11 protein-coding genes are annotated in these 13,419 nt (G+C 30.8%); 8 read left to right on the plus strand and 3 right to left on the minus strand.

Annotated elements, in window-relative coordinates; all coding sequences use genetic code 11:
- Nucleotides 1-61: 61 nt before the first annotated feature.
- The 3 genes from gap to ABD690_RS11245 form a co-directional block, all read right to left on the minus strand.
- On the minus strand, nt 62-1,063 hold the full coding sequence (gene gap / locus ABD690_RS11235) for a type I glyceraldehyde-3-phosphate dehydrogenase (RefSeq protein ID WP_344730611.1): 1,002 nt from the start codon (nt 1,061-1,063) through the stop codon (nt 62-64).
- A 14-nt stretch (nt 1,064-1,077) separates the two neighbouring features.
- A complete protein-coding gene (pfkA, locus tag ABD690_RS11240; RefSeq protein ID WP_344730613.1) occupies nt 1,078-2,064 on the minus strand; it encodes a 6-phosphofructokinase in 987 nt (328 codons plus the stop codon).
- Between the two features lie 161 nt (nt 2,065-2,225).
- Nucleotides 2,226-6,584 (minus strand): translocation/assembly module TamB domain-containing protein, encoded by a 4,359-nt coding sequence (locus ABD690_RS11245; RefSeq protein ID WP_344730616.1) that lies wholly within the window; start codon nt 6,582-6,584, stop codon nt 2,226-2,228.
- Between the two features lie 132 nt (nt 6,585-6,716).
- On the opposite strand from ABD690_RS11245, the gene tsaD reads away from it, so the two are divergent.
- From tsaD to ABD690_RS11285, 8 genes are all read left to right on the plus strand, one after another.
- A complete protein-coding gene (gene tsaD / locus ABD690_RS11250; protein ID WP_344730618.1) occupies nt 6,717-7,739 on the plus strand; it encodes a tRNA (adenosine(37)-N6)-threonylcarbamoyltransferase complex transferase subunit TsaD in 1,023 nt (340 codons plus the stop codon).
- Between the two features lie 99 nt (nt 7,740-7,838).
- Nucleotides 7,839-8,468: a peptidylprolyl isomerase gene (locus tag ABD690_RS11255; RefSeq protein WP_344730620.1), complete on the plus strand. Its 630-nt coding sequence runs from the start codon at nt 7,839-7,841 to the stop codon at nt 8,466-8,468.
- 1 nt (nt 8,469) lies between these two features.
- Nucleotides 8,470-9,177 (plus strand): 16S rRNA (uracil(1498)-N(3))-methyltransferase, encoded by a 708-nt coding sequence (locus ABD690_RS11260; protein ID WP_344730622.1) that lies wholly within the window; start codon nt 8,470-8,472, stop codon nt 9,175-9,177.
- Nucleotides 9,170-9,823 (plus strand): DUF4159 domain-containing protein, encoded by a 654-nt coding sequence (locus ABD690_RS11265; protein ID WP_344730624.1) that lies wholly within the window; start codon nt 9,170-9,172, stop codon nt 9,821-9,823. The genes ABD690_RS11260 and ABD690_RS11265 overlap by 8 nt, the downstream gene beginning before the upstream one ends.
- A 9-nt stretch (nt 9,824-9,832) precedes the next feature.
- The gene (locus ABD690_RS11270; RefSeq protein WP_344730626.1) at nt 9,833-10,333 is read left to right on the plus strand and encodes a TrmH family RNA methyltransferase; all 501 of its coding nucleotides are present in this window, start codon (nt 9,833-9,835) and stop codon (nt 10,331-10,333) included.
- 22 nt (nt 10,334-10,355) lie between these two features.
- Nucleotides 10,356-11,444 (plus strand): AI-2E family transporter, encoded by a 1,089-nt coding sequence (locus ABD690_RS11275; protein WP_344730628.1) that lies wholly within the window; start codon nt 10,356-10,358, stop codon nt 11,442-11,444.
- 7 nt (nt 11,445-11,451) lie between these two features.
- Entirely contained in the window at nt 11,452-12,630 is a 1,179-nt protein-coding gene (locus ABD690_RS11280; RefSeq protein ID WP_344730630.1) for a THUMP-like domain-containing protein, read from the plus strand.
- 77 nt (nt 12,631-12,707) lie between these two features.
- Nucleotides 12,708-13,376 carry an HAD family hydrolase gene (locus ABD690_RS11285; RefSeq protein WP_344730632.1) on the plus strand — a complete coding sequence of 223 codons (669 nt, stop codon included), beginning with the start codon at nt 12,708-12,710 and terminating at the stop codon, nt 13,374-13,376.
- Nucleotides 13,377-13,419: the final 43 nt, after the last annotated feature.

Genomic DNA, 13,419 nt, shown 5'->3' on the forward strand with positions numbered 1-13,419 from the left:
ACCTATAATAAACTAATTATAAACTACGGTATTAATATTTAATTTAAAAGTAAGTTTACAATTATAGACTATACACGTGCTGTGCTAAATCTACTAATTTGTTTGAGTATCCAAACTCATTATCATACCAAGAAACTACTTTAAAGAATTTTGAATTTAACTCGATAGCTGCTTCAGCATCAAAAATACTTGTTCTTACATCGCTAACAAAGTCTTGAGAAACTACTAATTCATCAGTATATCCCAGAACTCCGTTCATAGCGCCCTCTGAAGCTGCTTTAAATGCTTTTTTAATTTCTTCTAATGACGTTTCTTTTTTGGTTCTAAACGTTAAATCAACAACAGATACATCTGCTGTTGGAACACGAAATGCCATTCCTGTTAATTTTCCGTTTAATTTAGGAATTACTTTACCTACAGCTTTTGCTGCTCCTGTTGATGCGGGAATAATGTTTAATAATGCACTTCTTCCGCCTCTGTAGTCTTTTCTAGAAGGGCCATCTACAGTTAATTGAGTTGCTGTTGTTGCGTGAACAGTTGTCATTAAACCTTCTTCTATACCAAAATTATCATCAATAACTTTTGCTAAAGGAGCTAAGCAGTTTGTTGTACAAGATGCATTTGATACGATATTATCTGATGCTTTAACGTCTTGGTGATTCACACCCATAACAAACATAGGCGCATCTTTACTTGGTGCAGAAATAACTACTTTTTTCGCTCCAGCATCTAAATGATATTGTGCTGTACCTAATGTTGTAAATATACCGGTACATTCTGCTACTACATCTACACCTGCTTCATCCCACTTTAGGTTTTTTGGGTCTTTTTCTGCAGTAACTCTTACTGTTTTACCGTTTACTATTAAGTGTCCATCTTTAACCTCTATTGTTCCGTCAAATTTTCCATGTACAGAGTCATACTCTAGTAAATATGCTAAATGCTCTACATCTAACAAATCATTTATTGCTACCACATCTACATCTGGTCTATTTACTGTAGCTCTAAATACTATTCTTCCTATTCTTCCGAATCCGTTAATTCCTAATTTTAGTGTTGACATATTCTATTTTTAAGTTATGTGGTCATGATATCTGACACACGAAGTAATTCTAAATTTATTTTTGATTGTCCTTTTATAGCTTGATCTAATGGTGTTAATACCATTTTATCATTAAGTAAGCCTACCATAAAATTGCTTTTGCCTTCTAACAGGCTTTCTACGGCTTTTACTCCCATTCTACTTGCTAAAACGCGATCAAAGCATGATGGAGATCCACCACGTTGCATATGCCCTAATACGGATACACGTGTTTCATATTCGGCCATATTTTCATCTACATAATCTTTTAGCTCAAAAACATTTTTACCTATTTTATCGCCTTCTGCAACTACAACGATACTTGATGATTTTCCTGATTGTTTACTGCGTCTTAAAGACTCTAAAAGTCTGTCTAATCCTAAATCTTCTTCTGGGATTAAAATTTCTTCAGCACCAGCTCCAACACCTACGTTTAATGCTATGTGACCAACATCTCTTCCCATTACTTCAACAAAAAATAGTCTGTTGTGAGAACTTGCTGTATCTCTAATTTTATCAATTACTTCTACAACAGTATTAAGCGCTGTATCATAACCTAGTGTATGTGAAGTACCATAAATATCATTATCAATAGTTCCTGGTATACCCATTACAGGAAAGTTATATTCGCTATTAAAAATCATAGCTCCTGTAAATGTACCATCTCCGCCTATGGTTACTAAAGCGTCTATGTTGGCTTCTTTAAGTTTATCGTAAGCTTTTTTGCGCCCTTCTGGGGTTCTAAATTCGTTAGATCTTGCTGACTTTAAAATGGTACCTCCTTTATTTATAATGCCTTTTACACTTCGAGCATTCATAGCTTTAAAGTCGCCTTCAATCATGCCTTGGTAACCTCTATATATACCAACACATTCTATTTGATGATAGGCACAAGTTCTTACCACAGATCGTATGGCTGCATTCATTCCTGGTGAGTCACCACCAGAGGTCATAACACCTATTTTTTTTATTGTTTTTGACATGTATTTCTAGTTTGAATAGTAAAACTAATAAAGAAATTATATAAACATAGTGCTATTTCATATAATTTAACAATCAAACAAAAACTCAATCGTTTTCGTTAATAACTATTTGGTTTCAGCAAGAATAATGAGGTGTTTTAAGTTAAAATTTGGATGAAATTTTAATTTTTATTTTCTTTTTTGAAACCGATATATGAAGGTAGTTTTTCTTCTTCTTCAGCTTCTTCTTTTTGCTTTTCTTCTTCTACTTTAGCTTTACCCTTAAATATAATTTGAAGTAATTCTTTAAACGTATCAAAATCTACATTATAAGAAATACCTAACCCTTGAGTGTAGCCTATTTCTTCTCCAAAATTTCTAATACTGTTTTCTCGGTTAAAGACTTTTGCGGTAAGTGTTCCTTCTTCATTTAACAAAAAGTCTATTTGAACATCACCTGCAATTACGGTTTCGCTAACTCCGCCAACGGGAACTCCTACTTTTCCGTTTATTAATACGCGATCTGTGATATTTGTTTGTAGAGTTACACCTAATCTATCATCAGTTTGATATTCTGGTGTGTTTGCTCCTGCTTCATAATTAAGACCTATATTAACTTTATTATTACCATCAGATAGAATTCCGTTTACAATACCGTTAAGTCGCTCTGCTATGGTTCCTGTAAAGTTCACATTTGATCTGTTAGAAAATGAGCCGGTAGCTAATAAAAATAAGGCTTGATTATCTCTGTCTTCTTTTGATTCTAATCTATAAGCTAATTCTGATTTTACTGTAGAGCTTAAGTTAGGAAAACTAAAGTCAAAATCAATATCTGGTTTCTCTAATTGCCCTGTTAAATTGGTTACTAAATGAACTGGTATGCTTCTGTTTATTGGATTATCTAATAATGGAGATGGATTTGCATTGGTTTTATAAATAGCTTTTAAATCTATGTTGGCCTTTAATGGATCTCCATTCCAAGCTATAGATCCTCCAGGTTCTACTGTGAATTCTTTTTGCACTAAACCTCCATATAAAAAGTTGTATACGCCTTCTACTACTGAAAAATCACCGTAAATTTTAAATTTACCGTTTGTATTTATATCTAATAAAATACCTCCAATACCACGACCACGTATAGTACTTCCTGATGTTTTATCAATAACAATTTCAATTTCGGCATCTTTGGTTATATCTAAATCAAAATCTAGTTCTAAACCTGATACATCTTTTATTTGTAATACTTCTCCATTTTGTTTAGCAAGTTTTTCTTCAGGTGTTAAGAAGTGAATAAATGAATTATCCCCAAAAGATTCGGAGTCATTTAGTGGAATTACAAATACTGTATTAGGTTTTGTTTGTGCTATAACATCTATTACCAATTGCTCTGTAGGCCCTTTTAAGCTAGCATAACCATCAATAAAAGCAGTACCGTAATATGGAAGATCTTCATCTTCTTCTGTATCTAAAACAAGCATATTATTTGCTCTGATACCTAAATCTAAATTCCAATTAGAAAAGTTAATATGGCTAATTGAACCGTCTATCCAACCTTTTGTATTATACTTGGTATCTGTAATATCAATATTATTAAAAACAAAACTTTGATTTTCTAAAGTTACCGATGAGGCTTGAGCAAAATCAAAATCTACGTTTAAAAAAGGAACGGTTAGTCCGGAGTTATTTAAAGTTAGTTCACCATTTATATCTGGCCTACTTAAATCACCGCCTAGGTTTGCGGTTCCTGTAACAAACCCTCTAATATTACTTAATATACCGTCTAGGAAAGGATTTAGAGGTTTCAGATTAAAATCTTTAAAATTTAAAGCGACATCTATAGATGATGTTGCTCCAGATACATTTATATTTCCTAATGCTTTAAAAGATTCTGATACATCGTCTTTAATTTTGGCATTAACGTTATAATTTGTTAAATCTTCATTACCTGTTATTTGGGCGTCAAATGAGCCTAACAGCAAATCATTAACCTCTAAATCATCTATAGTAATTGTTGAGTTTGGTAAGTAACTACCTTTTTCTTGTAAGATATCTAGCTTACCATTTACATTTCCTTTTAACTTAAGGCTATCTATTTCTGGTGTTATTTTAGCTAAATCTACATCTTTAAAATCAAGCTTTATGTCTTTATATGTTGAATCTCTTAAAACACCAGATAGCTTGATTTGTTCTTGGTTATGACTCATCATAAACGAGTCTATTTTAATGGAATTAAACTTGTTATCAAATACAATTTTGTTGTACTTGTTTCTGTTTTCGTTTATAACCCATTTATTGTTTTTAAATGTCGCATCAGATTTTTTAAACCCTATTACTGATTTATTTTCCTCATTTATAGTATGATAAAAACTGAAGTTATAAACATCTCTATTTTTTGCTCCTCCTTGAAATTCTGACCTAACAAAAAGTGTATCATTTAACGTTACATTAATCAAGTTGAATTTAGATATATTATAATATTTGGTATTTATACTATCTATTTCTGCATAGGTGTTAAATAATGGGTTTTTATTATCTACTTGAACAGCTATAGATTCAGCAAAATAATCAAAGAGTTTTATTTTTGGAGATCTAAATACTAGATCAAAAGCTTTTTCATTGCTTTCTACATGACCTCTAATGTAAGTGTTGGTTCCTAATTCAATATCAGGAACAAATACTTCAACTATTTTATTATAAATTTTAAAATTAAAATCTATGTACTGATTTTCGGCTACTTCATGAGGTTTATAGTTTGTATAAATACTGCCTATGGCGTTTTCAAAAAGTTTGGCGATGTCTTCAAATAGGAATTCACCACTTAATTGGCCTTCAATAATATCAGGAGAGTTAACATCTATATATCTTACATTATTTTTGATAGATGATGTGATTTCAAAATCGTCAAACTCGTATTTGTCATATTCATTCTCATAATATGTTTTATTAAATTGAATAGAACCAATCGCATCATTTAGAGATGTTCCTGTCATTTTCATATCAACAACACCTTTAAAAACAGATAAGCTATCGTTTTTAACAAAATTAAGCGCTTTTAAATTGGCATAATCTACTTCAGCTACAAAGTCGAATTTATTTACCTCTTTTGAGACATCAGCTAATCCATTAAATTTTAGTTTAAGATTTTTATCATTAGATCGTAATCTACCATTATACACATTTTCCTTTAATGTTCCGGATACTTCTATATTTTGATAAACATAATTATTGTAATCTAAACTAAAGATATCTCCTAATAGTTTAGTGTTTACATTGGCTTTGGTAAAACCTTTTCCATCTACATCTAGGTTAAGGGATACTTGTTTTAATGTTGGGTCTTCAAGAAACTGCCCCATATCAAAATCAGTAAGTATTACATTACCTACATAAGAGGCATTGTCAATATCATCAATAGAATTCATAACAAGATTAGAATCTATAAACCCTAAATCAGTATCTATTTCTATATCAGCCTTTATGGTTTTTGGTGATATTTCTGATTGCCCAACTATAGTGAAATTTCCAAGCCTTTCAAAAGACGAAGGAATGGTTTCTCCCAAAACATTTGGCAATAACGCTTTAAGATCTCTATAATTTGATGATAGGTTTGAGAAATACCCATTCATATGAAAGTTATCATCTTGGGCATTAAAAAGGTTTTTAAAAGTAATATCACCATATACGCTACTTCTAGAACTTGTATTAAGACGCAAGTCATCAAGTTTCATATTGTTAAGTGTTCCTGAAACTTTTGTGCTAAATGCAGCTCGCTGGTTTACTCCAAACTCATTATAAAAAGTGTTTAATTCATTTAGAGCAATATCTGCTTTTGTAAATATAGCGTCTATATTTACTTTGTCTGTAAAGTCTTTTAAGTCTTCACGGTTAAACAAAAACTTAACTTCTCCTTGTAGGGTTGAGTTTTTTGTTTCAATATCTAAATCTTCAAGAAATATATGTTCTGGTGTATATGCAAAATTTGTCACCAAATTTTTCATTTCAAGTCCACGACTATCTAAAAATGCTAAATTATTTACACGCATACTTACATCACTGCCGTTTATGAGAAATGTCGTTGCATTAATATCTATAGCATTAAATTCTAAAATATTAGGGTTTTCAATATTTTCATCTATCAACCTAAAAATTCCGTCTGTAATTGTAACATCACTAGAAGATAGCAAAAAGTTACTTTTTTCTTTGCTAGGTGTTTCTTCATCAAATCTAGCTACAAAAACATCTAAATTAGTTTCTGAAGCTCCTTTGTATTTCTTTAAATTAAATACAAGGCCCTCTAAATCTATATCACCAAAAGCTAATTTGCTATTATAGAGATTTTTAAAGTTAATTATAGATGTGTTTAGTTCTAAAACACTAATCAATGTATCTTGCTTGTAATCTCTAATTAGTATTTCTTTTAATTCAACATCGCCATTAAATTGTAACCCTACTCTACCAATGTTTATATTTGTTTTATAATCGCGGTTTATTAAATCTGTTGCATAAGCACCTAGTTTTGTTTGAACTGCGGGTATAGAAAACACCAACACCAATATGATGAAAAGAAGTAGTAAAATTAATACTAGCTTTGATACTATTTTTAAAAATTTTCTGATACGTTTTAAAGTTATAACTTTGAAGCCAAAATTAACAATTATTGTGCCTAATTTTTATTAATGAGTTCACAAAATATTTATATTCTCGGAATTGAGTCTTCTTGCGACGACACAGCAGCATCTGTTATGCATAATGGCAAGATTTTAAGTAACGTTATTGCAAGTCAAAAAATACATGAAGAATATGGCGGTGTTGTTCCTGAACTTGCCTCTAGAGCGCATCAGCAAAACATTGTTCCTGTTGTGGCACAAGCACTTAAAAAAGCTAATATTGACAAGTCTCAATTAAACGCCATAGCTTTTACGCGAGGTCCAGGACTTATGGGTTCTTTGCTTGTAGGTACATCTTTTGCTAAATCATTAGCTTTTGGTCTAGACATTCCGTTAATAGATGTGAACCATATGCAAGCTCATATTTTAGCTCATTTTATAGATGAAGAAGGCTTTAACAAACCTCCTTTTCCTTTTTTAGCAATGACTATTTCTGGTGGACACACTCAAATAGTTAAAGTTTCTAGTTACTTTGACATGGAAGTTATTGGTGAAACTATAGATGATGCTGTAGGAGAAGCTTATGACAAAAGCGGAAAAATTTTAGGTTTAGGATATCCTGCTGGTCCAGAAATAGACAAACGTGCAAAACTTGGAAACCCAAAAGCTTTTAAGTTTACAAAACCTAAAGTAGACGGACTAAACTTTAGCTTTTCTGGCTTAAAAACCGCTATCTTATATTTTATACAAAAAGAAACAAAAGCCAATCCTAATTTCATTGATGAAAATATTAATGACATTTGCGCTTCAATACAATATACCATTATTGGTATTTTAATAGATAAACTTAAGCTTGCAAGTAAAGAAACTGGTATAAAGCACATTGCTATTGGCGGTGGCGTATCTGCCAATTCTGGAATTAGACAAGCTTTAAAAAATGGAGAAAGCAAATTTGGATGGACAACTTATGTACCTAAATTTGAATTCACAACAGATAATGCGGCTATGATTGCTATTGTAGGATACCTAAAATATCTTGAAGGGAATTTTTCTGAACAAAACATAACAGCTTCAGCAAGATTAAAAATCTAACTAATATTGTTAAAGTTTCTGTTGATAACCTTTATTAATTAAAGGATATCTATACTATAATTTTGTTTTTTTGTATTCTAACTAATAAAAAAAGATTTAATGAGACTATTTATTTTATTTTTTGTTTTATCTACATCATTCATTCAATCTCAAAATGCGTCTAAAGAGTTAGATGCCATTACAGATACAAGTCAAGCTGAAACTTACATTTCAGAAAAAGGAAGCAAAAAAAATAAACTCATCACATTTAATGAAGCTAAACACAAAACCAGATTAGCTCAAGAGCTTTTAAAAAAACGTGTTGGAGGAAAAACTACCGTAGAAACAGATTTTGAACATGTACATTATAAAGTAGTTGAAAAATACAATGTATCTCACTATAGAGTAAGCTATATATTACTAAATGGAAAAGGCAAAACTCAAGATGAAATTAATGATGTAAGAGATCAAATCATTGATAAGTATAAAAAGAAGCTATATTCTTTTGCTCAACTAGCCAAGCAATACTCTATAAGTCGTAATGCAACACGCGGTGGTGATACTGGTTGGTTTACTGAAGGTAGACTTTCTGCAACTTTAGAGAGCGCTATAATTAATGACACACACGCGCTAAACGATATCTTTAAAATTGATGATGTTGAAAAAGATTCGTATTACATTGTACTGAAAACTCACGAACCAGAAAACATTAAAGAAATTAAAGTCTTAAAAGTCGTAGAACCTAAATAATATGCAACTTTTTTACAACGCCAATATATCTGATAACGATACACAGTTTTCTTTTGATAAAGACGAAAGCAGACACATTGTAAAAGTTTTAAGAAAAACTATTGATGACACGCTTCACATTACCAATGGTAAAGGTTGGCTATTTACTGCAAAAATCACTGTGGCTGATATAAAAAACTGTGTTGTTTCAATAACTGGAAAAACACAACAACCAAAGCCTAAATACAATTTACATATTGCTGTTGCTCCTACAAAAATGAATGATCGCTATGAGTGGTTTTTAGAAAAAGCTACTGAAATTGGCATTCAAGAAATAACTCCCATAATATGTGATCATAGCGAACGTAAAATAATTAAACCAGAACGTTTTCAGAAGATATTGCAATCGGCTATGAAACAATCATTGCAAAGCTATTTACCAATACTTCATAACGCCATACCATTTACAGAATTTGTTCAACAAAACAACTTTAATGGTCAACAGTTTATAGCTCATTGTGAAGAGTTAGATAAAAAATCTCTTAAAAAGGAATTGCAATCTGAAAAAGACGTTATTATCTTAATAGGACCTGAAGGCGATTTTAGTGTTAAAGAAATTGAAATGGCATTACAAAACAATTTTATTCCTGTAACTTTGGGAGAAACCAGATTACGTACAGAGACAGCTGCTATAGTAGCTTGTCATTCGGTAGCTTACACAAATGAATAACACACAAACTTATATAACAACATTCCTTCTATGCCTGCTAACACTAGGAGTGCAAGCTCAAGAGGTTGCCGTATTAAAATATAAAGGTGGTGGCGATTGGTATGGTAACCCTACATCATTACCTAATTTGGTTAAATTTTGTAATGCAAATATCAATACAAAAATTAATGAAAAAACTGAAACTGTAGAAACTGGCAGTCCAGATATTTTTCAATATGCTTTTATTCACATGACAGGTCATGGAAATGTGTTTTTTAATGACGAAGATGCTGACAACTTAAGAAACTACTTAATCTCTGGAGGTTTTTTACATATTGATGACAATTACGGAATTAAACCATACATTACTAGAGAGTTAAAAAAAGTTTTTCCTGAAAAAGCATTTATAGAACTCCCTGCAAATCATCCTATTTTTAATAGCGCTTTTAGCTTTCCAAAAGGATTACCTAAAATTCATGAACACGATGGCACAAGACCTCAAGCTTTTGGTATTTTTCACGAAAGCAGACTTGTGGTCTTATTTACTTTTGAAAGCGATTTAGGAGATGGTTGGGAAGATGAAATTGTACATAATGATCCGCCAGAAGTTCGTGAGAAAGCTTTAAAAATGGGTGCTAACATCATTAAATATGTATTTGAAAACTAATCGCTATAAATGCAACTAAACCACTACAATACTAATTTTCAAAAGCGCACATTCCCAATAACGTTAGTTTGTGACAATATTACTAACGCACCAAACATTGGTAGCTTATTTAGAATTGCTGATGCCTTTGGTGTTGAAAAAATTATTTTTTGTGGAGGTCATATTCCCTTTGGCAGAAAAATGACAAAAACATCAAGAGCTACAGAAAAAGTAGTTCCTTATGAGATTCACGAATCTGCTATTTCAGTAATTTCTGAATTAAAAAACAACGACTATCAAATAATTTCTTTAGAAATAACAGATAAAAGCACACCTATAGATAGCTTTAAGTTTTCAACTGAAAAACCCATTGCTTTGGTTATAGGCGATGAAAATTTTGGCGTTTCAGAAACTATACTACAAGAATCTCATAATACAATTCATATTACAATGTTTGGTCAAAATAGTAGCATGAATGCTGTACAAGCCACAAATATTGCACTTTACGAAATAACAAAACAATCTCTATGATACAAATTCATATATTTACCTTATGAATTCAAAAATAATCGCAAACGGAATTTTAAGAGCACTAGCAGTTGTTGTAGGCATTTGTCTTGTAGCATTTTTTTTATATAAAATTCAATCGGTACTTGTATATATTGTCATTGCCGCTATAACTTCATTAATTGGTAGGCCTATTGTACAATTTTTAAGAAACAAACTTAAATTCAAAAACACTGTAGCCGTTATAGCGACTATGATATTGCTCATAGGCATTTTAGTTGGGTTATTTGTATTATTTATTCCACTAATTACAGAGCAAAGCCATAACCTAGAATTACTAGATATTAAAGAGCTACAAGGTAATGTTGAAGATTTATATCTAGAAGCAACCAGCTATTTTGGTATTAACCATGTAGATGTTGAACAATCACTTAAAGAGTCTGATTTGCTTTCAAAATTAGACTATGCGTTGATTCCTAATTTAATAAACTCCATATTAAGTGGGTTTGGAAATTTTAGTATCGGATTATTCTCTGTATTGTTTATTTCATTTTTCTTTCTGAAAGACAGCCAGTTATTTGAAGGAAGCATCATGAGTTTTATACCTGAAGATAAAGAAACTAGACTTCAAAAATCATTTAATAAAATTAAAGATTTACTTTCTCGTTATTTCGTTGGACTTATATTTCAGATATCAATATTGTTTGTTATTTATACCATAGGTCTACTAATAATTGGTGTTGAAAATGCTGTTGTTATTGCATTTTTATGTGCTTTAGTAAACTTAATACCTTATGTAGGGCCTTTAATTGGTGGTGCATTAATGATTATTCTTACCATGACAAGTAACCTTGGTAGCGATTTTAGTGATGTCATACTTCCTAAAACCATGTATGTATTAATTATCATTTGTATTGGTCAACTTATAGATAATTTCATTAGCCAGCCTGTAATTTTCTCAAAAAGCGTTAAGTCGCATCCATTAGAAATCTTCTTGATAATTATTATTGCTGGACTACTATTTGGTATTGTAGGTATGATAGTTGCTGTTCCTGCTTACACAGCTATAAAAGTAATTTTGAAAGAGTTTCTATCTGATTATAAAGTAGTAAAAAAACTAACTAAAGGATTATAGTATAGCTTTGAACAAAGACATATTAAAAACTAAAAATCAAGAGTTTATTGAAAATAATTTAAACTCTGACACCATAAGTTTACTCTTAAAAAAGCATCCTGAATTAGATATTGACATTAAAACTTTAATTGAGCAAATTGAAGCAAAAAAAAAGTGTGAAACCAAACTTCCTACTTGGTACAACACACCAAAAATTTATTACCCTAATAAACTTAATATTGAGCAAACATCATCTGAAATTACTGCACTATACAAATCTAAATTAGTAACCGGAAATACGATTATAGATTTAACAGGTGGTTTTTGTGTTGATTGTTACTTCTTTTCTAAACATTTTAAAAAAGTAACACACTGTGAAATAAATGACACTTTATCTCAAATTGTTGCGCACAACTTAAAACAACTTGGCACTGAAAATATACAAACAGAAGCCGTTGATGGCTTAAAATATCTCAATGAAAACAAAAATATATATGATTGTATTTACATAGATCCTTCTAGGCGACATGACAGTAAAGGAAAAGTATTTTTATTATCAGACTGCCTTCCTAATGTGCCCAAACATATTGATTTACTTTTCAGTAAGTCCAATAGTATTCTAATTAAAACATCACCTCTATTGGACATTTCTATAGGGATTAATGAATTAAAATGGGTAAAAACCATTCATGTTGTTGCTGTAAATAATGAAGTAAAAGAATTGCTTTGGCTGCTTGAAAAAGGAAATGAAAATCCTATTGAAATAAAAACTATAAACTTAACAAAAACATCAGAGTCTTATTTCAATTTTGAACTTGAAACAGAAAAAACTATTCACCCAAAGTTTAGCTTACCTCTATCCTATCTTTATGAACCCAATGCTGCAATACTAAAATCAGGAGCTTTTAAATCAGTAGCTAGTAAACTAAATGTTTTTAAGCTTCATCAGCATTCGCATCTATATACTTCACAAGCTTATATTGATTTTCCGGGAAGATGTTTTAAAATAAAAGAAATACTGCCTTATAACAAACGGGCACTAAAAAAGAGAGTTCCGAAACAAGCCAATATAACAACAAGAAATTTTCCTGAAACGGTACAACAAATAAGAAAAAAACTAAACATTAAAGACGGCGGAAAAACATACCTTTTTTTTACTACAAATTTAGAGGAAGAGCGAATTGTTATTATTTGTGAGAAGGCATGATACTTTCAAGAAATAAATTTATAACTAAATACATTAATTAAACAGATACCTATCTTTGCAAAAAAAACTTTTATTCTATGCTTAAAGCTGTTTTATTTGACATGGATGGTGTTATTGTAGACACCGAACCTTTACACCATAAAGCATACCACGGTATGTTTAACGAATTAAATATAGATGTATCAGCCACACACTACGAATCCTTTACTGGACAATCTACAATAAATGTATGTCGTAGTTTATGTGATCATTTTAATTTAAAAAACGAACCTCAAGAGCTTGTACAAATAAAGCGCAATATTTTTAAAGACTTGTTTAAAAATGATCCAGACCTAAAACTAATTGATGGTGTTTTAGATCTTATTAAAAACTACTATGATAATGATGTAAACCTTGTTCTAGCATCGTCAGCATCAATGTTTACCATTGAAAGTGTTTTTGAGCGTTTTAATTTAAACCCATTTTTTACTAATAAGTTTAGTGGTGCTGATTTAAAGGCTTCAAAACCACATCCTGAAATATTTAATAAAGCTCATGCCGCTACCAATGTTGATAAAAAACATTGTATCGTTATAGAAGATTCTACAAACGGAATAAAAGCAGCTCATGCTGCTGGTATTTATTGTGTAGGATACAATAGTATAAATTCCAAAAATCAAGATTACTCTCTAGCAAACACTATAATTTCTGATTTTAAAGATATTCATTATCATAAAGCAAAAACTTTATTAACAACTGACTTTTAATAGATTAAAAAAGCAATAAGTACTTATTGTAAATTTTTACGTA

The organism is Corallibacter vietnamensis (assembly GCF_039537875.1).
GTDB lineage: Bacteria > Bacteroidota > Bacteroidia > Flavobacteriales > Flavobacteriaceae > Corallibacter > Corallibacter vietnamensis.

Bases quoted from the DNA above. Each gene is read 5' to 3' on its own strand.
- ABD690_RS11260 (WP_344730622.1), top strand. From the start codon at position 8,470: ATGCAACTTTTTTACAACGCCAATATATCTGATAACGATACACAGTTT.
- gap (WP_344730611.1), bottom strand. From the start codon at position 1,063: ATGTCAACACTAAAATTAGGAATTAACGGATTCGGAAGAATAGGAAGA.
- ABD690_RS11265 (WP_344730624.1), top strand. From the start codon at position 9,170: ATGAATAACACACAAACTTATATAACAACATTCCTTCTATGCCTGCTA.
- ABD690_RS11255 (WP_344730620.1), top strand. From the start codon at position 7,839: ATGAGACTATTTATTTTATTTTTTGTTTTATCTACATCATTCATTCAA.
- pfkA (WP_344730613.1), bottom strand. From the start codon at position 2,064: ATGTCAAAAACAATAAAAAAAATAGGTGTTATGACCTCTGGTGGTGAC.
- ABD690_RS11285 (WP_344730632.1), top strand. From the start codon at position 12,708: ATGCTTAAAGCTGTTTTATTTGACATGGATGGTGTTATTGTAGACACC.
- ABD690_RS11270 (WP_344730626.1), top strand. From the start codon at position 9,833: ATGCAACTAAACCACTACAATACTAATTTTCAAAAGCGCACATTCCCA.
- ABD690_RS11275 (WP_344730628.1), top strand. From the start codon at position 10,356: ATGAATTCAAAAATAATCGCAAACGGAATTTTAAGAGCACTAGCAGTT.
- tsaD (WP_344730618.1), top strand. From the start codon at position 6,717: ATGAGTTCACAAAATATTTATATTCTCGGAATTGAGTCTTCTTGCGAC.